A 22326-nucleotide genomic window follows, 5' to 3' on the forward strand; every position below is an offset into this window, starting at 1 on the left:
TGACCACTGAATGACCCGAAAACCATAATCAAAGGTGGGTCAGTTCTCGATGGAAAACCTGGGTCACTTCTGGGTGGAAATCAACAGGTTATCACCAGAAGTAGATGAAGCCTTCTCGGCCGCACTTGGTCCAAAATGGGACCATGAGGCTGGCGACGGCGAGTTAATTGATGACTCGAGCCGGTTCGGTGGTGACAAGGTCGCTTCAAAAAAGAACTTCGAAGACGGTATGGCTGCAGTTTTCCGGCGCTGCCACGCAGCTCTGAAACCCAGTGGTATTCTTGTAATTGTCTTTGCCAATAAAAACCCAGATGCATGGGAAACGCTTGTTGGGGCACTTATCAGAGCAGGTTTTGTTGTGGATGGAAGCTTGCCAATTCAAACCGAGATGGGGAACCGAACTCGTGCGCAGTCCTCAGCTGCACTTTCTTCGTCGGTCTGGCTCGTATGCCGGAAGCGCCCATCCTCTGCGCGCCCCGGCTTCGCTGCCCCGGTACTCGAGGAGATGCGCGACAAGATCCGCACGCAGATGCATCGCTTCTGGGATTCAGGCATCCGGGGCCCCGACTTCGTCTGGGCCGCCACCGGCCCGGCACTGGAAGCCTACAGCCGTCACCCGGTGGTGCGTCGTGAGACATCCACAACTGGCCAGCCCGAGCCGCTGCCTGTGGCCGAGTTCCTGCGCGAGGTTCGGCGCCTGGTCGTCGAGTTCGCGGTCGGCAGGGTGCTGAAGCCCTCCGAGGCCGGGGGCGACGATCACGGGGGCCTCGACGACGTCACCACCTACTACATCCTTCACCGAGACAGCTTCGGCATGGCGGAAACGCCAATCGGCGGCTGCATTCTCTACGCAATGTCCTGCGGTCTCTCCGACGCCGAGCTTGCCGATCGGTACGAGATCCTTGCCCGCACAGGCGGGAAATCCGAGGTCGCCGAAGATGACGAGGATGAAGACAGCGCCGAGGAGGATGAGGCACCCGAGAGCGAAGGCACGGGCAGCAAGGTCCGACTGCGGCGCTGGGACCAGCGCAAGCGGAAGACCCTTGGCCTCGAAGGCATTGGTGGTCGTCCTGTGCCGCTGATCGACCGGGCACATCGCCTGATGCAGCTCTGGAAGGCCGGTGACGTTGCGAAAGTGAACGCGTTTCTCGATCAGGCCGGGCTGGCGCGCGATGCGCTGTTCGCACTGCTCATCCAGGCTCTCATCGAGCTCGCCAACCGCGATGGAAAAGGCGACGAGGCCCCAATCCTCGAGTCCATCAGCAATCACCTGCGGTCCCGCGCCGGCGTGTCTTCGCCGGCCCAGTCGCTACTTCTCTGATCGAACGGGAGAACAATCATGTCTGGCACCGCCGCAAAACCCTGGAGCCAAGTCGTTCGCGTCCGAGATGATGTTCGGACGGGCGCTCTCTCTCTGCAGGAATTCGCCGCCGACCTGTTCGATGTGGTCAACCACACCGGCAAGCGACCGATCTATGAGAACCCCGACAAGTTCTTCTCGCTAAGCTTCGCGACCAGCGCTCAGCGCGACATCGCGTCGGCCACGGCCGAACGACTGCGCGGCAATAGCGATAAGGCCATCCGCCAGCTCGAACTGACCTATGGTGGCGGCAAGACCCACACTCTGGTCACGCTGACGCACCTGTTCCGTGACCCGGCAACACTGCCCAGCCTGCCGGCAGTACAGGAGTTCAAGGCGGCGATGGGCGGTGAGCCGCCCAAAGCGCGCATCGCGGCCGTCTGCTTCGACAAGCTGGACGTCGAAGCCGGCATCCCGGTCCTCAGCCCCTCCGGCGAAGAGCGGATGCTGAAGCACCCCTGGAGCGTCATCGCCTTCCAGTTGGCTGGTACAGACGGCCTGTGCGCGATCCACGCTGACGGCAAGGATGCTGAGCGCGATTCGCCGCCGCGCGACCTGCTCATTGAGAAGGTGCTGCAGATGCCGGGCAAGGAGGGCTTGGCGACGCTGATCCTCTTCGACGAAGTGCTGATGTACGCCGGCGAGAAGGCAAAGGACCCGGTGACGGGCCAGCAGTTCCGTGAGCAGTTCCTGAACTTCCTCCAGTCACTCACCCAGGCCGTCTCGAAGGTGAACACGGCGTCCCTGATCGTGTCGTTGCTTGCCAGCGATCCGAAGCGCGACGACGCCTTCGGCCGACAGCTTCTTTCGGACATGGCGAACATCATGGGGCGAAAGGAGGATGAGCCCTTCATGCCAGTCGGCAAGGACGACGTTGCCGAGATCCTGCGTCGCCGCCTGCTTGACCCGGAGACGACCAAGGATCCGAACGCCTTCAAGCCGAATGTGCAGGCGGTGGTGAAGGCGCTCTCGGCGCTGGATCCGGAGTTCGCCAAGACGCCGAAGCAGCGCGACGAGCGCGAGAAGCAGTACCTGGCCAGCTTCCCCTTTGATCCGGCCATAATGGAGGTGTTCTACACCCGCTGGACGAGCGGCCTACCGCTGTTCCAGCGTACCCGTGGCGTTTTGCGCACCTTCGCCGTTGCGCTCCGCGATGCGGAACCGTGGGATACCGCGCCCCTCGCTGGGGCCTCGATCCTGCTGGCGAAGAACGGGGAGGAGAAGCTCTCCGCTGCGCTGGGGGACTTGGCCGGCGTGGCGCGGCTCGATGGCGTAGATGGTCAGCCGATGGACTGGGTCGCCATCCTGCAGGGTGAGTTGCGCTTTGCACGCGAGGCGCAAGATCAGCTACCGGCACTGGCCAGCCGCGAGGTTGAGCAGGCGGTCATCGGCACCTTCTTGCATTCCCAGCCACAGGGCCCGAACCACGCAAGGATCACCGACCTGTACGCCCTGACCGGGGCGGCCAAACCCGACCGCATTGCGCTGGAGAAGGGCATCCAGGCTTGGGCGGAGCGATCCTGGTTCCTCGATGAGGTGCATTTGGAGAGCGCCGATAAGCGGCCGGATGGTAGCCGCGGCCTGCCGAAGACTTGGCGGCTGGGCTTTCAGCCGAACCTGAAGCAGATGCACGATGAGGCGAAGGTCAACCGCGTCCCCAAGACTGCCGTGGATGACATGCTCCTCGATGAGATCAAGGCCGCCAAGTGGCTCGATGCCGGTGCCACGGCACTTGGCGCCAAGGTGCACAAGCTGCCGACCGGTGCGGATCAAGTGCCGAGCGACGGCGAATTCCGCTACGTCATCCTCGGCCCGAGTGCGCAGTCTGAGTCCGGCAAACCCTCGGCGCTGGCAGTCCGTTTTTGTGAGGAGGTGACGGGGCCACAGAATCCTCGCGCTGCCAAGAACGCCATTGTCATCGCCGCTCCCGATCGCAGCGGCCTTGCTATCGCTCAAGAGAAGGTCAAGGACCATCTCGCCTGGCTTGAGGTGAAGAGCCTCTTGTCCGGCCAGCCCATCGATCCTGTGCGCTCGTCGAAGTTGGACAGCGAGATCATGGGCTCGAAGAAGGACATCGCTGGCGCGGTCCGTCAGGCCTACTGCATCGTCGTCACCCGCGGCACGGATGACGTGGTGCACGCCTTCAAGGTGACGGTGGACACCACTAAGCCGCTGTTCCAGACGATTAAAGAGGATGCTAAGTCCCGCATCACCGACCTGCCCCTGACACCTGACGCGATCTTGCCGGGATCGACCAGCGGATTCGACCTATGGCGCGAGGACGAAGATCGGCGGAGGGTGAAGACTATTGTCGGCGCCTTCGCGGAGCGGCCGAAGCTGCTTCGACGCAAGGACCTGCTGGACACGGTTTCCAATGGCTGTGACCAAGGACTGTATGTGCTGTCGTTGCCGCGGCCTGACAGCAGTGCGCGGACATGGTGGCGCATGCCAATCGATGAGGCCGCTCTCGCTGATGATGCGCTCGAGGCCGTGCAGAACAGCGCGGCTGTCCTGGATGCCTTGGACCCGTCTCTGCTGGCGCCAGGGAAGCTGGAAGGGCTCGACTGGAAGAACGGCCTGAAGATCGCTGATTTGGTTTCCTACTTCGATGGCCATACCCTCACCATCGACCATCCGGATGAGGGCTGGACGGAACAGAAGCCGATCCCGCGATGCCCGGAGGCGAAGGTACTGGACGCGGTGAGCGCGGCCGTGAAGAACAGGACCGTCTGGATCACCAGTGGCGCGGCTTCGGTCTGGGGAGATACGCCGCCCGTCGGCATCGTCTCGAAGACGGCGGTCCTGCGGGCACCGCCGGATCCCATCAGTGTGTCCTCGCTGACGCCGGAAGCGCTCCCGGATGCATGGACCGATGGCAAGGCCTCGGCACATTCGATCGAGCAGGCATTGGCTGCTCAGCGCGGGGTCATCTCGCTGCCTTGGAAGCTTGTTGAGAGTGCGATTACCGCGGCGATGAACTCCGGCTTTATCCGAGTGATCCCTGGGGGCGTGGCGTGGCCTTGCCAACCGCATGAAGCCGCTGCCGTCCAGATCGGCTTGCCTGAAGCGCCAAAAGCCAACGGCGAGGCGAAGCAGCAAGAGTTCGCGGAAGACCAGGCCCCGGGGCCCAAGCCGAAGGCGGCGTTCCGCGAAGCCGTCCTCGACAGCAGCCAGCTTACTGAGCTCGTGGAAGGCATGGGCGACGTGCTGGCCGCAGCGGGTAATCTCACGCTTCGGTTCCGGGTGGCCGTGGAGTTCGCTGACGGTGAGTTCGCGCCGCCAGATGTCGCGGCAAAGCTCGCCGCGGCGCTCGACAAGGCTGGGATCGGGGTCGGCTGATGGAGATCAGACCGCGTCCCTTGAGATGGCGTAGGAGGCCTCGCTCGAGGCCATTTGCGTAACTTGCGTGGTGGCCGAGGGTGAAGCTGGCAAAGTTCGACTTCTGTCCCGTCGCTACGCTCGGGCCTAGCATCGAAGTATTCGAGCCTCATTGCAGGAATCTTTCGGCATTTCAATGTCTTCATGAGCCATTCACCAAACTGGCGCAGTCATCAGGTCCGGAGAATATCTCCCCTGGGAGACCGCTTCTGAGCCTCCTGGCACCGAGGGTGGTGCTCAGCCCCACCCGCATAACCCTCGAAGACAACGGAAAAATCCGGCCGGAGCCGGATCGGGAGAACGCTTTCGCGAGGGCAAGTGGCGGAGCAGGTGGGATTCGAACCCACGGGACCATCGCTGGCCCGGCGGTTTTCAAGACCGCTGCCTTAGACCGCTCGGCCACTGCTCCGTCGGATCGGGTTAAACCTTGGCAGGGAAATTGCCAAGGTCCAACCGTCATACCACGACACCTGCCCCTTCGGTGGCCGGACCGGCAACGGCCCGGAAGGCCGCGAACAACTCTCGGCCCATGCCTTCGCTGCTGGGGACGGGATCATGGCTCTCGGGCGACCGGGTCGCGAAATCGGGCGCGAGGCAGTCGATGGTTCCACGGACGGCGTCCAGGCGGATCAGGTCTCCATCCCGGACGCGGGCGAGGGGGCCGCCCACCGATGCCTCGGGCGAGACATGGATGGCGGCGGGGACCTTGCCGGATGCGCCGGACATGCGGCCGTCGGTCAGCAGCGCGACCTTCAGGCCGCGGTCCTGCAGGACGGCAAGGATCGGCGTCAACGAATGAAGCTCGGGCATCCCGTTGGCGCGAGGGCCCTGAAAGCGGACGACGACGATCGTGTCCTGGGTGAACTCGCCCGCCTTGAAGGCGTCCTTGACCTGTTCCTGGTCGCTGAAGACGCGTGCCCTGGCCTCGATCACATGGCGTTCGGCGGCCACGGCGCTGACCTTGATGACGCCCCGGCCGAGATTGCCGCCAAGCTGTTTCAGCCCGCCTGTCCTGGCGAAAGGATCATGGGCCGGGCGCAGGATCTTGTCGTTCAGCGTGTCGCGCGAGCCTTCCTCCCACCGGATCGCCTCTCCGTCCAGCTTGGGTTCGAGCGTATAGCCGTCCAGGCCGGTGCCGGCGATCGTCTTGACGTCCGGATGCAGCAACCCGGCGTCCAGCAACTGGCCGATCATGTAGCCGATGCCGCCTGCCGCGTGGAAGTGGTTCACGTCGGCCAGTCCGTTGGGATAGACGCGCGCCATCAGCGGCACGGATTCCGAGATGTCGTGGAAATCCTCGATGTCCAGCAGGATGCCCGCCGCCTTGGCCATGGCCGGGATGTGCATGACCAGGTTCGTGGACCCGCCCGTCGCCATAAGCCCGACGATGCCGTTCACGAAGGCCTTTTCGTCCAGAACCTCGCCCGCGGGAAGGAAGTCGTTGCCAAGGCGCGTGATCGCGGCGGCGCGCTGGACCCCGGCAACGGTCAGGGCCTCTCGCAAGGGGGTGTTGGGGTTCACGAAGCTGGAGCCGGGCAGGTGCAGGCCCATGAACTCCATCAACATCTGGTTGCTGTTGGCGGTGCCGTAGAAGGTGCAGGTGCCGGGCGAGTGATAGGACGCCATCTCGGCCGCCATCAGCGCCTCGCGGCCGACCTCGCCCGCCGCGAATTGCTGGCGGACGCGGGATTTCTCGTCGTTGGGCAGGCCCGACGGCATGGGGCCTGCGGGCAGGAAGACGGCGGGGATGTGGCCGAAGGTCGCGGCGGCCATGACAAGGCCGGGCACGATCTTGTCGCAGACGCCCAGATACAGGGCGGCATCGAAGCAGTCGTGGGACAGCGCGACCCCTGCCGCCAGCGCGATCACGTCGCGCGAGAACAGCGACAGTTCCATCCCCGCGCGGCCCTGGGTCACGCCGTCGCACATGGCCGGCACGCCGCCCGCGACCTGCACCGTGGCGCCGGCCGCATTGCCGGCGCGGCGGATCAGGTCGGGATAGCGTTCATAGGGCTGATGGGCCGACAGCATGTCGTTGTAGGCGGTGACGATCCCGATGTTCGGCTTTCGCGACAGCGCCAGGTCGTCCTTGTCGGGCATGGCCGCATAGGCATGGGCCTGGTTGCCGCAGGAAAGATGGGCACGGCGCGGACCATCGGCGGCCGCCTTGGCGATCTTGGCCAGGTAAGCGTCGCGCGTGGCGCGGGATCGCGTTTGTATCCTGTCGGTGACGCGATCGATGGTGGCGTGCAGGGTCATGGGCTGGCTCCTTCTGCGTATCGGGAATATACGCTGTTAGCGATAACAGTTCAACCTGCCTTGTTTCTGGCGCGTCAGGGAACACGCGATCCGAAGGGGATGGCCTTGTATCAGCCGGGTCTCCGTGCCAGATCCCCGTCGCGAAAGGATATCCCATGACCGACCTGCCCGTGCTGCGCCTGCGCCCGAAATCCAAGCCACAGGCGATCCGCCATGGATTTCCCTGGGTCTTCGCGGACGAGGCCGTTCTGGACCGCCGCAGCCGCGGCTTGCTGCCCGGCAGCTTCGCGGTGCTGGAGGATGCCGAGCGCAAGCCGCTGGGCCTGGTAACGGTCAACCCCGAGTCGAAGATCGTCGCGCGGGTCATGGATGCCGACTCCGACGCCCTGATCGACGGAACCTGGCTGCAGGCCAAGCTGGCGCGGGCCTTCGCGATGCGCGACAGGCTTTATGACCAGCCCTTCTACCGCCTGGTCCATGCCGAGGCCGATGGCCTGCCGGGATTGGTCATCGACCGCTTCGGCGATGCGGCGGTGATCCAACCCAACGCGGCCTGGGCGGACCGGATGGCCCTCCAGATCGCCGACGCGCTGGTTCAGGTCACGGGCGTGTCCACCGTGATCCTGAACGGGCAGGGCCGCGCACGCGGTCTGGAGGGCCTGGATGAGCGGATGGAGGTTCTGCGCGGGCAGGCGCCGTCCGCGCCGCTGCCGGTGCCGATGAACGGGGCGACCTATCTGGCCGATCTCATGGGCGGGCAGAAGACCGGGCTGTTCTATGACCAACGGCCAAATCAAGCCTTCGCGCAGCGGCTGGCAAAGGACGCAACCGTTCTGGATGTCTTCAGCCATGTCGGCGGCTTCGGGCTGGCGGCGCTGGCGGCAGGCGCGACAAGCGCAACCTGCGTGGATGGCAGCGCGGCAGCCCTGGAGCTTGCCAAGGGCGGGGCCGAACGGATGGGCGCGGCCGATCGCCTGCAGACCATCCAGTCAGACGCCTTCAAGGCGATGGAGCAGTTGGCCGCCGAAGGCCGCCGCTTCGACGTCGTGGTCTGCGACCCGCCGGCCTTCGCGCCCTCGAAGCCTGCGCTGGAAGCCGGGTTGCGCGCCTATGAACGCGTGGCGAAGATGGCGGCGCCGCTGGTCGCGCCCGGCGGCTATCTGGGGCTGTGCAGTTGTTCCCATGCCGCCGACCTGACGGCCTTCCGCAATGTCAGTGCGCGGGGCATCGGGCGCGGCGGGCGGCGCAGCGTGCTGATCCATACGGGCCAGGCCGGGCCGGATCATCCCATGCTGCCGCAACTGGCCGAGACGGGCTACCTCAAGGCGCTGTTCTTCCGGCTGGACTGATGCGCGCGGTTCTTGACGCCAACGTGCTGTTTCCCACCGTCCTGCGAGAGATCCTGACCGATCTGGCGGGGGCGGGGCTTTACACGCCGCTATGGTCGCCCCGCATCCTGGCCGAATGGCGTCACGCGGCGGGGCGACTAGGGGCCGATCAGGACGCGGTCGCAGGCGCGGAAATCGCACTGCTGCGCAGCCGCTTCGGCGGGGCGGAAGTTGCCGATGACGGCACGCGTGCCATTGACCTGCCTTTCCCCGATCCGGCCGACCGCCATGTCGTCGAGGCCGCGCTTGCCGGGGATGCGCACCTGATCGTCACCGCGAACCTGCGCGATTTCCCCCAAGGCCTGATGAGGGGTCTGAACCTGAGGGCGATCCACCCCGACGCCTTCCTGCTGTATCTGCTGGCGCATGATCCCGCCGTCGTCCGAACCGTCGTCCAGGCCGCGCGCGGCAAGGCGGCCGCCATGGGCGGCGACATGACCGTCCAAGAGATGCTCAAACGCTGTCGCCTGCCCCGGCTGGCCAAGGCCCTGAAAGGTTGAACCGAGTTGCTGTTAACGCTAACAAGGGATATGGCAAGCGCCAACCGCAAGGAGGACAGCATGGTCTCGCGCGTTATTCCGGTCGACGACTTTGACTTGGTGATCTTTGGTGCCACGGGCGATTTGGCCCAGCGCAAGATCCTGCCGGGCCTGTTCCGTCGCTTCGTTGCCGGACAAATCCCGGAAACGTCGCGGATCATCGGCGCGGCGCGCACCGAACAGGACGACAACGCCTTTCGAGAGGAAGCGGCCAAGGCCATCGTCGAATTCGCATCGGTCCCGAAGAACGATCCTCGCCTGGCGCAGTTCCTGGCGTTGCTGGGGTATACGCCCATCGACGCCAAGGGCGAGGGTGGCTGGTCCGAGCTGAAGGCCCGCATCCGTCCGGGCGCGGTCCATGCCTTCTACTTCTCGGTCGCGCCGGCGCTGTTCGGGGACATCGCGGAACGCCTGGCCTCTCACGGGATTGCGGACCGGGACAGCCGCATCGTGGTGGAAAAGCCGTTCGGTCGCGACCTGCAAACGGCGCGCGCCCTGAACGCCATGCTGGCCCAGCATTTCCACGAGGAGCAGATTTACCGGATCGACCACTACCTGGGCAAGGAGACCGTCCAGAACCTGATGGCGGTCCGCTTTGCCAACATCCTGTTCGAGCCGCTGTGGAATTCCCAATACGTCGACCACGTCCAGATCACGGTGGCCGAGACCGTGGGTGTCGCCGGGCGCGGCAGCTATTACGACAAGTCCGGCGCGATCCGCGACATGGTCCAGAACCACATGATGCAGCTTCTGTGCCTGATCGCGATGGAGCCGCCCTATCACTTCGACCCGAACGCCGTGCGCGACGAGAAGCTGAAGGTCATCCGCGCGCTGGAACCGGTCAGCCCCGGCGACATCGTGCGCGGCCAGTATCAGGCCGACGGCAAGTCCAGCGGCTATCTTGAGGATTCAGAGAATCCGGGCTCGCGGACCGAAAGCTATGTCGCGATGAAGGTCCGCATCTCGAACTGGCGCTGGCAGGGGACGCCCTTCTACCTGCGCACGGGCAAGAAGCTGCGCGCCCGCACCAGCGAGATCGCCATCGTCTTCCGCGAACCGCCCCATTCCATCTTTGACGACAGCGGCGCGCCAAAGGCCAACGAGCTTGTCATCCGCCTGCAACCGAACGAGGGTATGAACCTCAAGGTGATGATCAAGGAACCGGGGCCCGGGGGGATGCGGCTTGTGCAGGTGCCGCTGGACATGTCCTTCGCCCAGGCGCTTGGCACGGATGGCAGCGACATGCCAGATGCCTATGAGCGGCTGATCATGGACGTGATCCGGGGCAACCAGACCCTGTTCATGCGCGGCGACGAGGTCGAGGCCGCATGGGCCTGGACCGATCCCATCATCGCCGCCTGGGAAGACGGCAAGCGGCTGCCCGAACCCTATGACGCCGGATCTTCTGGCCCCGAGGAAGCGTTGCGCCTGCTGCATCGCGACAACCGCCGATGGAGGGAGATACGCGCATGACGATGGAGTTCCGGGAATATCCCGACCGCGAGATGCTGGCCTTGTCGCTGGCCGACCAGATCGCCTCGCAACTGGCGCAGCAACTGCGCGGCGGCGACGGCGCGAGCCTTTGCGTGCCGGGGGGGACCTCGCCCACGCCTGTCTTCGAGATGCTGAGCGGGACAGATCTGGACTGGGACCGCGTGACGGTCTTCCTGGGCGACGAACGCTGGGTGGATGGCGAATACAAGCGGTCGAACAGCCGCCTTCTGCGCCGGCACCTGCTGCGCGACCGCGCGGCTGCCGCGAAATACATCGATCTTTATACCGGCGATGCGACCCCCGACGAGGCCGCGGGCCCTCTGGCCGAGGCGATCCGGCCGCACCTGCCGATCACGGTGGTCCTGCTGGGCATGGGCAACGACATGCACACCGCCAGCCTGTTTCCCGGCGCCGACCACCTGGCCGAGGGCCTGGCGAACGATGCCCCCCTGGTCCTGCCGATCCGCGCCGAGGGTGCCGAGGAGCCGCGCATCACCCTGACGCGGCCCGCGCTGGCGGATGCCATGAATGTCCATGTCCTGATCATGGGTCCGGAAAAGCGCGAGGCGCTGGAACGGGCGCAGAAGCTTGATGCGACCGAGGCGCCGATCCGCGCCTTCCTGGACAACGCGACCGTTCACTGGGCCGAATAGGCAGCCGAAGGAGCCTTCCCGAATGACCGACATCTGGAGCCGTCTGAAATCCCATCGTCAGGCGCAGGGCGACAGCCGCATCGGCGACCTGTTCGACGCCGACCCTGCTCGTGCCCTGGCCTTCTGCACCGACGCCGACGGCATGGTCTTCGACTGGTCCAAGACCATGATCGACGCCGGCGCGCGCGATCTGCTGGTCGAACTGGCAGAAGGGGCGGATCTGGCGGGTCGCCGCGAGGCGATGTTCACCGGCCGGAAGATCAACGAGACCGAGGGGCGCGCGGTCCTGCACACCGCCCTGCGCAACCTGCGCGGCAGCGTCACGGTGGATGGCCAGGACGTGATGCCCTCCGTCCGCGAGACCCATGACCGCATGGCGGATTTCGCCCGGGATGTGCGGTCGGGCGCCTTCAAGGGGCAGGGCGGCAAGATCACGGACGTGGTCAACATCGGCATCGGCGGGTCGGATCTTGGTCCCTACATGGCGGTGCTGGCGATGGCGCCCTATCACGACGGGCCGCGCACGCATTTCGTCAGCAACGTGGACGGCGCGGACATCGCCGACACGCTGAAGGATCTGGACCCGGCGACGACGCTGGTGATCGTCGCATCGAAGACCTTCACCACCATCGAGACGATGACCAACGCGCAGACCGCGCGCGACTGGATGGGCAAGGTCGTGGCCGACCCGGCGTCGCAGTTTGCCGCGCTGTCCTCGGCCTCGGACAAGACGGCGGCCTATGGGATTGACCCGTCGCGCGTCTTCGGGTTCGAGGATTGGGTCGGCGGGCGCTATTCCGTCTGGGGGCCGATCGGACTGTCGCTGATGCTGGCGATCGGGGATGAGCGGTTCGACGAGTTCCTGGCAGGTGGCGCGGCAATGGACGCGCATTTCCGCAACGCGCCCCTGGCCGAGAACCTGCCCGTGCTGCTGGCCCTTGTCGGCATCTGGCACCACCAGGTCTGCGGCTATCCGACCCGTGCGGTGCTGCCCTATGACAACCGCCTGCTGCGGCTGCCCGCCTATCTGCAGCAGTTGGAGATGGAATCGAACGGCAAGCGCGTGGCGATGGACGGCAGCGACCTGGGCGTCGTGTCCGGTCCGGTGGTCTGGGGCGAACCCGGCACCAATGGCCAGCACGCCTTCTACCAGCTGATCCACCAGGGCACCACGCCCGTTCCCTGCGAGTTCATCCTGGCCGCCAAGGGGCACGAGGATCACCTGGCTCACCATCATATTCTGCTGGCCGCCAATTGCCTGGCGCAGTCCGAGGCGCTGATGCGCGGCCGCACGCTGGAGGAAGCGCGCGCCCTGATGCAGGCCAAGGGTCTGGACGGCGCGGAACTGGACCGGCAGGCCCGTCACCGGGTGTTCCCGGGCAACCGTCCCTCAACGACCCTGCTGATCGAGAAGCTGACTCCCTTCGCCCTGGGCCAGATCGTCGCGCTGTATGAACACCGGGTGTTCGTCGAGGGCGTGATCCTGGGCATCAACAGCTTCGATCAATGGGGTGTCGAGCTTGGCAAGGAACTGGCGCTGAAGGTCGAGCCGCTGCTGAAGGGCGACGACGCGCCGGGGCATGACGCGTCCACCGAGCATCTGGCAACCCTGTTCCGGCGGATGCGCGGATAAACAGTGAAGAAGGGGGGCTGTCTGCCCCCCCACGCGCGTGCCGCGCGTTCCCCCCCGAGGGTATTTGCACAACGAAGAATTCCTGCCGCCTACCAATGCGGGGGGCGCTGATCGGCCAGCGGGATCGAGCCCTCGGCGTCGGCCTGCTGTTCGGCGGCGAAGCGCATCAGCATCTCGACCCGGCGGGTCAGAAGGGCGATCTCGGCGTCCTGGCGGGCGATGACCTCGTGCAGGTCGTCGGTCACGCGGGTCAGGTGCGCCAGCGTTTCCTCGACTTGCCGGATTTGCGCTTCGGTATCCTTGTCCATATCGGCCCCTTCGGTTAAGGCAGCCACGGATTTGGCCGGAAAGGCAGGACCATGGCGAAAGATCAGAAAAAACAGCCCCGTCCCAAGGCGGAAACGCCAAAGGGCTTTCGGGACTATTTCGGCGCGGATGTGACCGAACGCAAGGCGATGCTGGACCGGATCGCCGAAATCTATCACCGCCATGGCTTTGATCCCCTGGAAACCAGCGCCGTCGAGACGGTGGAGGCCCTGGGCAAGTTCCTGCCTGACGTGGACCGCCCGAACGCCGGCGTCTTCGCCTGGCAGGAGGAAGCCGTGCCGGGCGGCGGGTCGGGCGACTGGCTTGCACTGCGCTATGATCTGACGGCACCCTTGGCGCGGGTGGCGGCGCAGTTTCGCAATGATCTGCCTTCTCCTTACCGGCGCTATGCCATGGGGCCGGTCTGGCGGAACGAGAAGCCGGGGCCGGGGCGGTTCCGGCAGTTTTACCAATGCGATGCTGACACGGTGGGGTCCGCGTCCGTCGCGGCGGATGCCGAGATCTGCGCGATGCTGGCCGATGCTCTGGAGGCGGTGGGCATTGCCCGCGGCGACTATCTGGTGCGGATCAACAACCGCAAGGTGCTGAACGGCGTGCTGGAAGCGGCCGAGGTGCGCGCCGACCAGGCCGACGACGTGCTGCGCCAGATCGACAAGTTCGACAAGGTGGGCCGCGAGGGTGTGCTGGCGCTGCTGACCAAGGGCCGTAAGGACGACAGCGGCGCGGTGATCGAGGGCGTGGGACTGTCTGAGGGGCAGGCTGCGCCGGTTCTGGCGTTCCTGACGTCGAAGGGTGCGGACAACACGGCAACGCTGGCGAACCTGCGGGCGGCGGTTGGCACCTCGGCCATCGGGCGCGAAGGCGTGGACGAACTGGCCGAGATCGCCGGGATGCTGGCGGCCATGGGCGTGGCCGAGGATCGGGCGGTCATCGACCCCTCGGTCGTGCGGGGCCTGGGATATTACACCGGGCCGGTCTTCGAGGCTGAGCTGACCTTCGAGATCCTGGATGAAAAGGGCCGCAAGCGGCAGTTTGGATCGGTCGCGGGCGGGGGCCGCTATGACGGTTTGGTCGAGCGGTTCACGGGCCAGAAGGTTCCCGCGACCGGGGTAAGCATCGGCGTGGACCGGCTGCTGGCCGCGTTGCGGGCCAAGGGGCTTGCAGGGGCCGAGGCGCAGGGGCCGGTGGTCGTCACTGTCATGGACCGCGACCGGATGGCGGATTACCAAGCCATGGCAGCCGACCTGCGCGCGGCGGGCATCCGGGCCGAGGTCTATCTGGGCAACCCCAAGAACTTCGGCAACCAGTTGAAATATGCCGACAAGCGCGGCGCGCCGGTCGCGATCATCCAGGGCGGGGACGAGGCTGCGCGCGGCGTGGTGCAGGTGAAGGATCTGGTGCTGGGCGCACGCATCGCTGCCGAGGCCAGCCTGGACGAATGGAAGGCGCAGCCCGCCCAGACTGAGGTGGCGCGCGCCGATCTGGTCGCGGAAGTGCGGCGGATCGTCGGATGATCGCCAAGCGCGACAAGCAGGCCATTGGACAGCGCTTCCTGCAGGCCTTCCGCGAGGCAGGCGCGGCCGAGGTCGCGCCCGACATCCTGCTGCCCGCAGGCACCCTGCTGGATCTGTATGGCGAGGACATCCGCGCCCGCGCCTATACCTCGACCGATCCGTTGCGGGGCGAGGTGATGCTGCGTCCGGATTTCACCGTGCCGGTCGTGCAGATGCACATGGCGGGCGGGGCCGAGCCCGCGCGCTATTGCTATCTGGGCGAGGTTTTCCGCAAGCAGGATCCGGGCGAGGAACGTCCCGCCCATCCGCGGGACAACGAATACCTGCAAGTGGGCTTCGAGCTGTTCGCCCATGACCCTCAGGCGGATGCCGAGGTTTTCGCGTTGTTCCACAAGCTGATGGCGCCTTACGGGCTGCGGGCCGTCACGGGCGACATGGGGCTGGTGATGGATGCGGTGCGGGCCCTGCCGTTGTCGCAGGCTCGGTGTGATGCGCTGCTGCATCACGTCTGGCGCCCCGGGCGGTTCGGCCGGTTGCTGGCGCGCTTTGCCCGCCCTGTCACCCCCCGCGACTTTGCGGAAATTGCCGCACCCTGGGCCGGGATGCGATCCGAGGCCGAGATGGAGCGCCGCATGGCCCGGCTGAAGGCGGATGAGGATGCCGCGTCGCTTGATCCGGTCTGGATCGCGCGGCTGGAGCGGATGTTTGCCATCAGCGCCCCGATGCCCGGGGCCCTTGCGGAATTGTCGCATCTGGCGGACGAATGGCCCGATCTGGCGCCCGCCGTCGGACGTGTCGGGGAACGCGCAAGGATGCTGTCCGATGGGGGCATCGCGCCGGAGACCATCCTGTTCGACGCAAGCCATGGTCATCGGACCATGGAATATTACGACGGCTTCACGTTCAGCTTCGTGGCCGAGGGGCGGGCGGGCTGGCCCCCTGTCGCGACCGGCGGGCGATATGATGCGCTGACCGCCGTGCTGGGGCGCGGAGGGCGCGCGATCCCCGCCGTGGGCGGTATCATTCGCCCCGGCCTGGTGGCCGAACTGGAGGTTTCATGATCCGGCTGGGCGTGCCGTCCAAGGGGCGGCTGATGGAACAGACCTTCGACTGGTTCGCGGCGCGGGGAATCACCCTGTCGCGCAGCGGGTCGGACCGCGAGTATGCGGGCCGGGTTCAGGGCGCCGACGGCGTGTCGCTGGTCCTGCTGTCGGCGGGCGAGATCCCGCGTGAACTGGCGGCAGGGCGGATCGAACTGGGCGTGACCGGCACCGACCTGGTGCGCGAGAAGCTGGCGGGCTGGCGGTCGGACGTGACCGAGGTCGCGTCGATGGGCTTCGGCCATGCCGACCTGATCTTGGCGGTGCCCGATTGCTGGCGCGATTGCGAGAACCTGGACGATTTCGCCGCCATCGCCCGCGACTTCCGTGCGGCGCACGGGTTCCGGCTGCGGATCGCGACCAAGTATCACCGGCTGGTGCGGGCCTGGCTGGCGGGCCATGAGGTCGCGGACTATCAGCTGGTCGATTCGCAGGGTGCGACCGAAGGCACGGTGGCCAACCAGACCGCCGAGGCGATTGCCGACATCACGTCCTCGGGCGAGACGCTGCGCGCGAACAACCTGAGGATCTTGGCCGAGGAGCCGATCCTGCGATCACAGGCGACGCTGTTCGTCGGCCGCGGGGCACTGGAGGAGGTGCGTCCGTTCCTGGCGCAGCTTGGGGTGGCGGTCTAGCCGGGGGCTGTCTGCCCCCGTCTCCTTCGGAGACTCCCCCGAGGGGATTTGAGCAACGAAGAAGCTGTCAGAGGCCGACAAGCGCGCGGGCGAAGTCGTTGGCGTCGAAGGCGTCCAGGTCGTCGATCTGCTCGCCCACGCCGATGGCATGGATGGGCAGGCCGAAGCGGTCGGCAAGCGCGACCATGACGCCGCCGCGCGCGGTGCCGTCCAGCTTGGTCATCACCAGGCCCGAGACGTCGGCAAGCTGGCGGAAGGTTTCCACCTGGTTCAACGCGTTCTGGCCAGTGGTGGCGTCCAGGACCAACAGGGTGTTGTGGGGCGCCGAAGGGTCTTTCTTGCGGATCACGCGGACGATCTTGGCCAGTTCCTCCATCAGGTCCTGGCGGTTCTGCAGGCGGCCTGCGGTGTCGATCATCAGAAGGTCGGCGCCCTCGGCCTCGGCGCGGGTCATGGCGTCGTAGGCGAGGCTGGCGGGGTCGCTGCCCTGGGCCGCGACCATCACAGGGACGCCCGCCCGCTGGCCCCAGATCTGCAACTGTTCCACAGCCGCCGCGCGGAAGGTGTCGCCTGCCGCGATCATCACCGACTTGCCCGCCGTGCGGAACTGGCTGGCCAGCTTGCCGATGGTGGTCGTCTTGCCCGCGCCGTTGACGCCCACGACCAGGACGACCTGAGGTTTCCTCGGGTAAAGGGGCAGGGGGCGGGCGACGGGGGTCATGATCCGCGCGATCTCGTCCGCAAGCAACTCCTTGAGTTCGGTCGAGGACAGGCGGCGGCCCATTCGGCCTTCGGCGATGTTGGCCGTGACGCGCAGCGCGGTATCGACGCCGAGGTCGGCCTGGACGAGCATGTCCTCCAGGTCCTCCAGCATGGCGTCGTCCAGGGCGCGGCGCGGTTCCTCGGGTTTGGAAGGGGAAGTTCCGAACAGCCGTCCGACCAGGCCCCCCGAGGGAGCGGCGGGCTTTGGCTCCTCGGGCGCTTGCGGGACGGGGGTGGGAACGGCTTCGACGATGTCGTCCAGTCCCTCGCCGATCTTCGAGGACGATCGTGTCAGACGCTCGCGCAGTTTCGAGAAAAACGACATGGTTCGCACCTTTCCAGCCCACCGCATCCCTAATCGCTGCGGCAGGAAAGGAAAAGGCCGACGCGCCCTGGCGGCGACCGGCAAATCGCTGCTTTCCCCCGGCTTGAGCTTGCGCTAGACCCTGCGGCGGACATTTTTCGGGGAATGGAAGGACCGTTCATGGCCAATGTGGTGGTTGTCGGCGCGCAGTGGGGCGACGAAGGCAAGGGCAAGATCGTCGACTGGCTGAGCGAACGGGCCGATGTGATCGCCCGCTTCCAGGGCGGCCATAACGCCGGGCACACGCTGGTCATCGGCAATACGGTCTTCAAGCTGTCGCTGCTGCCGTCTGGCATCGTGCGGGAAGGCAAGCTGGCCGTGATCGGCAACGGCGTGGTGCTGGACCCCTGGGCGCTGTTTTCCGAAATCGACAAGCTGTCGGCGCAGGGCGTGAAGATTTCGACCGAGAACCTGATGATCGCGGAGAACACGCCGCTGATCCTGCCGCTGCACCAGGATCTGGACAAGCTGCGCGAGGAAGCGGCGGGCAAGGCCAAGATCGGCACCACCGGGCGCGGCATCGGCCCGGCCTATGAGGACAAGGTGGGTCGCCGCACCATCCGTGTGGCGGATCTGGGCGACGAGGAAACGCTGGACGCCCGGCTGGACCGCCTGCTGGCCCATCACGACGCGCTGCGCCAGGGCCTAGGGGCCGAGCCCATCGACCGGGCCGAGTTGAAGGCCAGGCTGATGGAGGTCGCGCCGAAGCTGCTGCCCTATGCCCAGCCGGTGTGGAAGATCATGGCCGACGCCCGCAAGGCCGGCAAGCGCATCCTGTTCGAGGGCGCGCAGGGGTCGTTGCTGGACATCGACTTCGGCACCTATCCCTATGTCACCAGTTCCACCACCATGTCGGGGATGGCGGCGTCGGGGACCGGGATGGGGCCGTCGGCCATCGGCTTCGTGCTGGGGATCGTCAAGGCCTACACCACCCGCGTGGGCGAGGGGCCGTTCCCGACCGAGTTGCATGATGCGGACGGACAGCGTCTTGGCGAACGCGGGCACGAGTTCGGCACCGTCACGGGCCGCAAGCGCCGCTGCGGCTGGTTCGACGCGGTGCTGGTGCGCCAGACCTGCGCGATCAGCGGCGTGAACGGCATCGCGCTGACCAAGCTGGACGTGCTGGATGGGTTCGAGACGCTGAAGATCTGCGTGGGCTACGAGATCGACGGGGTGAAATACGACTATCTGCCGACCGCCGCCGCGTTGCAGGCCAAGGTCACGCCGATCTACGAGGAAATGGAAGGCTGGCAGGAATCGACGCAGGGCGCGCGGAGTTGGGCCGATCTTCCGGCGGCGGCGATCAAGTATGTGCGCCGGGTCGAGGAGCTGATCCAGTGCCCGGTGGCGCTGTTGTCGACGTCGCCCGAAAGGGACGATACCATTCTGGTGACGGATCCCTTTGCGGATTGAGGTCGCGCCGGGGGTTTCACACCCCCGGACCCCCGTGGGATATTTGGACCAAGATGAAGGGGAGGCGCCGATGAACCTGAAGACGCGCAAACGGCTGTCGCTGCTGATCCTGATCATCGGGCTGCCCTTGTACATCGTCGCGGCCGTCACGCTAGTCAACTGGATGGATGCGCGCTTTGGCCGCCAGCCGATCCTTGTCGAGGTGGCGGTCTATGTGGGCCTGGGCATCCTGTGGGTCCTGCCGTTCAAGCGGGTGTTTTCCGGCATCGGGCGCGGGGAATGATCCCGCCCGTGGTCATCTCGGACCGGGGGGTGACCGTGGTCGGGGGCGGGGCGACCACGCCCTATGACCTGCAGACGGCCTTGGCGGTGGCGCCGACCCTTGTGGCGGCGGACGGGGGGGCGGATCGGGCGCTGGCGCTGGGCCAGCCGCCGGACTGGGTGATCGGGGACCTGGACAGCATCACGCCCCAGGCGCGCCGCATCATCCCCTCTGGACGCATCTGCCATGTCGCGGAGCAGGACAGCACCGATTTCGCCAAGTGCCTGACACGGATCGCGGCGCCCTTCGTCATGGCGGTGGGTTTTGCCGGGCTGCGGCTGGATCACACGCTGTCGGTGCTGACCACCATGGCCTCGACACCGCGGCCGCTTGTGATCCTGCTTTCCTCGGACGACGTGGTCTTCGTGGCGCCGCCGCGCCTGACGCTGCCGCTGATGCCGGGGACGCGGGTGTCCCTTTACCCCATGGGACCCTCGCGCGGGATCAGCACCGGGCTTGAATGGCCGATCGAGGGCATCGAGTTCGCGCCGGGCGGACGGGTGGGCACGTCGAACATGGCCAAAGGCGTCGTGACCCTGCGGATCGAGGGCAAGATGCTGCTGATGCTGCCGCGCAGCACCCTTGCCAGTGTCATGACGGCGTTGCGTTTGCCGGCATAAGGGCATCACAGGCCCGTGCGGCGGTTGCCGCGCCTGCCCGGATCGCTTATCTGCAAGAGGCGAACCCCGGAGGCATCCATGTCGCTGAACCCTATCCGTCCCTGGCGCAACATCGAGCGTCGCAAGTCGCGCCAGATCATGGTGGGCAGCGTTCCCGTGGGTGGCGATGCGCCGATCAGCGTGCAGACCATGACCAACACCGACGGCCATGACGTGCGTGCGACGCTGGACCAGGTGATCCGCGCCGCCGACGCGGGTGCAGACATCGTGCGGGTCAGCGCGCCGGACCAGGAGACGACGCGTGCCCTGCGCGAGATCTGCCGCGAAAGCCCGGTGCCGATCGTGGCCGACATCCATTTCCATTACAAGCGCGCGATCGAGGCTGCCGAGGCGGGCGCGGCCTGCCTGCGCATCAATCCCGGCAACATCGGCGATGCGGCCCGCGTGCGCGAGGTCATCAAGGCCGCCAAGGACCATGGCTGTTCGATCCGCATCGGGGTCAATGCCGGGTCGCTGGAGCGGCACCTGCTGGAGAAATACGGCGAGCCCTGCCCGGACGCGATGGTCGAAAGCGGGCTGGATCACATCGGGATCCTGCAGGACAACGACTTCCATGAGTTCAAGATCAGCGTGAAGGCGTCGGATGTGTTCCTGGCCGCGGCCGCTTATCAGAAGCTTGCAGACGCCACGGACGCGCCGATCCACCTGGGTATCACCGAGGCCGGCGGGTTTGTCGGCGGCACGGTGAAGTCTGCCGTCGGGCTTGGCAACCTGCTGTGGATGGGCATCGGCGACACGATCCGCGTCAGCCTGTCGGCCGATCCGGTCGAGGAGGTGAAGGTCGGGTTCGAGATCCTCAAGTCGCTGGGCCTGCGGACGCGGGGGGTGCAGATCATTTCCTGCCCGTCCTGCGCGCGGCAGGGGTTCGACGTGATCAAGACCGTGGAAAGGCTGGAAAAGCGGCTGGAGCATATCAAGACGCCCATGTCGCTGTCGATCATCGGCTGCGTCGTCAACGGTCCGGGCGAGGCGCTGATGACCGATATCGGCTTTACCGGCGGCGGCGCGGGCAGCGGCATGGTCTATCTGGCGGGGCGGCAGAGCCACAAGATGAGCAACGACCAGATGATCGACCATATCGTACAACTGGTCGAGGAGCGCGCCGAGAAGATCGAAGCGGAAGCCGGGGCGCAGACCGCGGCCGAGTGACCGGCGTCCCGCGAAGGCCGGGGGCTGTCTGCCCCCGGGCCCCCGAGGATATTTGCGCACAGAAGATCAGCCGCCGGTATGGCTCATGTGGCGGCTCATCTGGCCGGCGACGGTTTGGCGAGAATAGTCGAAATCATGGCCCTTGGGCTTGTGTGCGATGGCCGCGCGAATCGCGTCCTTCAGCACGGCGTCATCGTTTGACGCGCGGAGTGGAGCGCGAAGGTCTGCGCGATCCTCCTGTCCCAGGCACATGAACAGCTCGCCCGTGCAGGTCAGGCGCACGCGGTTGCAGCTTTCGCAGAAATTATGCGTCAGCGGCGTGATGAAGCCGATCTTCTGTCCCGTTTCCTGCAGGCGGACATAGCGGGCGGGCCCGCCGGTGCGTTCGGCAAGGTCGATCAGGGTGTAGCGTTCGGAAAGGCGCGCGCGGAGGTCGCTGAGCGGCCAGTACTGGTCCAGCCGATCCTCGTTGCCCAGATCGCCCATGGGCATGACCTCGATGAAGGTCAGGTCGTGGTCCTCGTCCGCGCACCAGCGGACCAGGTCGAACAATTCGCTGTCGTTGACGCCCTTGAGCGCAACCGCGTTGATCTTGACGCGCAGACCGGCGGACTGCGCGGCCCGGATGCCCTCCAGCACCTGCGGCAGGCGGCCCCAGCGGGTGATCGCCGCGAACTTGTCGGGGTCGAGCGTGTCGAGGGACACGTTGACCCGCTGGACGCCGCAATCCACCAGCTCGCCCGCGAAGCGCGCAAGCTGGCTGCCGTTCGTGGTCAGCGTCAGTTCCGAGAGCCCGTCGCCCAGATGCCGCGACATGGCACGGAAGAAGCCCATGATGTTGCGGCGAACCAGAGGCTCTCCTCCGGTGATGCGCAGCTTTCTGACGCCAAGATCGACAAAGGCGCTGCACAGGCGGTCCAGTTCCTCGAGCGTCAGAAGCTCTGCCTTGGGCAGGAACTGCATATGCTCGGCCATGCAGTAGACGCAGCGGAAATCGCAACGGTCCGTGACCGACACCCGCAAATAGGTGATCGGCCGCGCGAAGGGGTCGATAAGGGGGGCCGCTTGCTGCATGGGTCCAATCTAGGCGCGCGGACGGCCGCAGACAAGCCGTGACCGGCTGGACGGTGCTGCAGGCTGCAGGCTAGGCTGGGCGCGAAACGGGACAGAAGGGACAATCCATGCGTATCCACACCGCCCTGCCGACCTTGATCGTGGCCGCCGGCCTGCTGGCGGGCTGCACCCAGGGGGCGATGACGACGGGCCGCACGGCAGCCGCAGCCGCACCGCAGACGCAGATGACGGCCGAGCAGGTCGCGGCGGCAACGGCCGTGACCCGCGCGCCGGCGCCCCGGC

The 22326-nt window shown here is 66.2% G+C and carries 18 protein-coding genes and 1 tRNA gene; 14 read left to right on the top strand and 5 right to left on the bottom strand.

What is annotated here, in order from left to right:
* Positions 1–49 precede the first annotated feature (49 nt).
* Complete coding sequence (locus J0F76_RS16060) at positions 50–1321, top strand: hypothetical protein (RefSeq protein ID WP_207470979.1); 1272 nt, start codon at positions 50–52, stop codon at positions 1319–1321.
* A gap of 18 nt (positions 1322–1339) precedes the next feature.
* Positions 1340–4699 (top strand): ATP-binding protein, encoded by a 3360-nt coding sequence (locus J0F76_RS16065; protein ID WP_207470981.1) that lies wholly within the window; start codon positions 1340–1342, stop codon positions 4697–4699.
* A gap of 358 nt (positions 4700–5057) precedes the next feature.
* On the opposite strand, the gene J0F76_RS16070 is transcribed toward J0F76_RS16065, so the two are convergent.
* Both J0F76_RS16070 and edd read right to left on the bottom strand, forming a co-directional pair.
* Positions 5058–5147: transfer RNA gene (locus tag J0F76_RS16070), tRNA-Ser, on the bottom strand.
* Between the two features lie 47 nt (positions 5148–5194).
* Complete coding sequence (edd, locus tag J0F76_RS16075; RefSeq protein WP_207470983.1) at positions 5195–6997, bottom strand: phosphogluconate dehydratase; 1803 nt, start codon at positions 6995–6997, stop codon at positions 5195–5197.
* Between the two features lie 155 nt (positions 6998–7152).
* Here edd and J0F76_RS16080 point away from each other — a divergent pair, with 155 nt between their 5' ends.
* The 5 genes from J0F76_RS16080 to pgi are packed head-to-tail and all read left to right on the top strand — an operon-like array spanning position 7153 to position 12704.
* Entirely contained in the window at positions 7153–8346 is a 1194-nt protein-coding gene (locus tag J0F76_RS16080; RefSeq protein WP_207470985.1) for an RSP_2647 family RNA methyltransferase, read from the top strand.
* Positions 8346–8885: an RSP_2648 family PIN domain-containing protein gene (locus J0F76_RS16085; protein ID WP_207470987.1), complete on the top strand. Its 540-nt coding sequence runs from the start codon at positions 8346–8348 to the stop codon at positions 8883–8885. Before J0F76_RS16080 ends, J0F76_RS16085 begins: the two co-directional genes overlap by 1 nt.
* 60 nt (positions 8886–8945) lie before the next feature.
* Complete coding sequence (gene zwf, locus J0F76_RS16090; RefSeq protein WP_207470989.1) at positions 8946–10397, top strand: glucose-6-phosphate dehydrogenase; 1452 nt, start codon at positions 8946–8948, stop codon at positions 10395–10397.
* 2 nt (positions 10398–10399) lie between these two features.
* Positions 10400–11071 (top strand): 6-phosphogluconolactonase, encoded by a 672-nt coding sequence (gene pgl / locus J0F76_RS16095; protein ID WP_207471017.1) that lies wholly within the window; start codon positions 10400–10402, stop codon positions 11069–11071.
* Between the two features lie 22 nt (positions 11072–11093).
* Positions 11094–12704: a glucose-6-phosphate isomerase gene (pgi, locus tag J0F76_RS16100; RefSeq protein ID WP_207470992.1), complete on the top strand. Its 1611-nt coding sequence runs from the start codon at positions 11094–11096 to the stop codon at positions 12702–12704.
* A gap of 89 nt (positions 12705–12793) precedes the next feature.
* On the opposite strand, the gene J0F76_RS16105 is transcribed toward pgi, so the two are convergent.
* Positions 12794–13012 carry a SlyX family protein gene (locus tag J0F76_RS16105; protein WP_207470994.1) on the bottom strand — a complete coding sequence of 73 codons (219 nt, stop codon included), beginning with the start codon at positions 13010–13012 and terminating at the stop codon, positions 12794–12796.
* A gap of 51 nt (positions 13013–13063) precedes the next feature.
* On the opposite strand from J0F76_RS16105, the gene hisS reads away from it, so the two are divergent.
* Genes hisS through hisG form a run of 3 tightly spaced genes read left to right on the top strand, consistent with a single transcriptional unit; the run spans position 13064 to position 16280 of the window.
* On the top strand, positions 13064–14545 hold the full coding sequence (gene hisS, locus J0F76_RS16110; RefSeq protein ID WP_207470997.1) for a histidine--tRNA ligase: 1482 nt from the start codon (positions 13064–13066) through the stop codon (positions 14543–14545).
* Positions 14545–15606, top strand: coding sequence for an ATP phosphoribosyltransferase regulatory subunit (locus J0F76_RS16115; RefSeq protein ID WP_377707096.1), 1062 nt, complete (start codon positions 14545–14547; stop codon positions 15604–15606). The genes hisS and J0F76_RS16115 overlap by 1 nt, the downstream gene beginning before the upstream one ends.
* On the top strand, positions 15603–16280 hold the full coding sequence (gene hisG, locus J0F76_RS16120; protein WP_207471002.1) for an ATP phosphoribosyltransferase: 678 nt from the start codon (positions 15603–15605) through the stop codon (positions 16278–16280). The genes J0F76_RS16115 and hisG overlap by 4 nt, the downstream gene beginning before the upstream one ends.
* Before the next feature lie 67 nt (positions 16281–16347).
* Here the strand turns inward: hisG and ftsY are convergent, their stop codons facing one another.
* Positions 16348–17367 carry a signal recognition particle-docking protein FtsY gene (gene ftsY, locus J0F76_RS16125; RefSeq protein ID WP_207471005.1) on the bottom strand — a complete coding sequence of 340 codons (1020 nt, stop codon included), beginning with the start codon at positions 17365–17367 and terminating at the stop codon, positions 16348–16350.
* Positions 17368–17526: 159 nt separating this feature from the next.
* On the opposite strand from ftsY, the gene J0F76_RS16130 reads away from it, so the two are divergent.
* The 4 genes from J0F76_RS16130 (at position 17527) to ispG (ending at position 20970) form a co-directional block, all read left to right on the top strand.
* A complete protein-coding gene (locus tag J0F76_RS16130) occupies positions 17527–18819 on the top strand; it encodes an adenylosuccinate synthase (RefSeq protein ID WP_207471007.1) in 1293 nt (430 codons plus the stop codon).
* 70 nt (positions 18820–18889) lie between these two features.
* Entirely contained in the window at positions 18890–19102 is a 213-nt protein-coding gene (locus tag J0F76_RS16135) for a DUF2842 domain-containing protein (RefSeq protein ID WP_207471008.1), read from the top strand.
* Positions 19099–19761, top strand: a complete 663-nt coding sequence (locus tag J0F76_RS16140) for a thiamine diphosphokinase (protein ID WP_207471011.1) — start codon at positions 19099–19101, stop codon at positions 19759–19761. Before J0F76_RS16135 ends, J0F76_RS16140 begins: the two co-directional genes overlap by 4 nt.
* Before the next feature lie 78 nt (positions 19762–19839).
* Positions 19840–20970 (top strand): flavodoxin-dependent (E)-4-hydroxy-3-methylbut-2-enyl-diphosphate synthase, encoded by a 1131-nt coding sequence (gene ispG, locus J0F76_RS16145; RefSeq protein ID WP_207471013.1) that lies wholly within the window; start codon positions 19840–19842, stop codon positions 20968–20970.
* 66 nt (positions 20971–21036) lie between these two features.
* Here the strand turns inward: ispG and moaA are convergent, their stop codons facing one another.
* The gene (gene moaA / locus J0F76_RS16150; RefSeq protein WP_207471015.1) at positions 21037–22044 is read right to left on the bottom strand and encodes a GTP 3',8-cyclase MoaA; all 1008 of its coding nucleotides are present in this window, start codon (positions 22042–22044) and stop codon (positions 21037–21039) included.
* Between the last annotated feature and the right edge of the window lie 282 nt (positions 22045–22326).

It is taken from the genome of Paracoccus fontiphilus, from assembly GCF_017356265.1.
GTDB lineage: Bacteria > Pseudomonadota > Alphaproteobacteria > Rhodobacterales > Rhodobacteraceae > Paracoccus > Paracoccus fontiphilus.

Excerpts from the sequence above, each read along its gene's own strand:
- J0F76_RS16060 (WP_207470979.1), top strand. The coding sequence starts at position 50 with ATGGAAAACCTGGGTCACTTCTGGGTGGAAATCAACAGGTTATCACCA.
- J0F76_RS16065 (WP_207470981.1), top strand. The coding sequence starts at position 1,340 with ATGTCTGGCACCGCCGCAAAACCCTGGAGCCAAGTCGTTCGCGTCCGA.
- edd (WP_207470983.1), bottom strand. The coding sequence starts at position 6,997 with ATGACCCTGCACGCCACCATCGATCGCGTCACCGACAGGATACAAACG.
- J0F76_RS16080 (WP_207470985.1), top strand. The coding sequence starts at position 7,153 with ATGACCGACCTGCCCGTGCTGCGCCTGCGCCCGAAATCCAAGCCACAG.
- J0F76_RS16085 (WP_207470987.1), top strand. The coding sequence starts at position 8,346 with ATGCGCGCGGTTCTTGACGCCAACGTGCTGTTTCCCACCGTCCTGCGA.
- zwf (WP_207470989.1), top strand. The coding sequence starts at position 8,946 with ATGGTCTCGCGCGTTATTCCGGTCGACGACTTTGACTTGGTGATCTTT.
- pgl (WP_207471017.1), top strand. The coding sequence starts at position 10,400 with ATGGAGTTCCGGGAATATCCCGACCGCGAGATGCTGGCCTTGTCGCTG.
- pgi (WP_207470992.1), top strand. The coding sequence starts at position 11,094 with ATGACCGACATCTGGAGCCGTCTGAAATCCCATCGTCAGGCGCAGGGC.
- J0F76_RS16105 (WP_207470994.1), bottom strand. The coding sequence starts at position 13,012 with ATGGACAAGGATACCGAAGCGCAAATCCGGCAAGTCGAGGAAACGCTG.
- hisS (WP_207470997.1), top strand. The coding sequence starts at position 13,064 with ATGGCGAAAGATCAGAAAAAACAGCCCCGTCCCAAGGCGGAAACGCCA.
- hisG (WP_207471002.1), top strand. The coding sequence starts at position 15,603 with ATGATCCGGCTGGGCGTGCCGTCCAAGGGGCGGCTGATGGAACAGACC.
- ftsY (WP_207471005.1), bottom strand. The coding sequence starts at position 17,367 with ATGTCGTTTTTCTCGAAACTGCGCGAGCGTCTGACACGATCGTCCTCG.
- J0F76_RS16130 (WP_207471007.1), top strand. The coding sequence starts at position 17,527 with ATGGCCAATGTGGTGGTTGTCGGCGCGCAGTGGGGCGACGAAGGCAAG.
- J0F76_RS16135 (WP_207471008.1), top strand. The coding sequence starts at position 18,890 with ATGAACCTGAAGACGCGCAAACGGCTGTCGCTGCTGATCCTGATCATC.
- J0F76_RS16140 (WP_207471011.1), top strand. The coding sequence starts at position 19,099 with ATGATCCCGCCCGTGGTCATCTCGGACCGGGGGGTGACCGTGGTCGGG.
- ispG (WP_207471013.1), top strand. The coding sequence starts at position 19,840 with ATGTCGCTGAACCCTATCCGTCCCTGGCGCAACATCGAGCGTCGCAAG.
- moaA (WP_207471015.1), bottom strand. The coding sequence starts at position 22,044 with ATGCAGCAAGCGGCCCCCCTTATCGACCCCTTCGCGCGGCCGATCACC.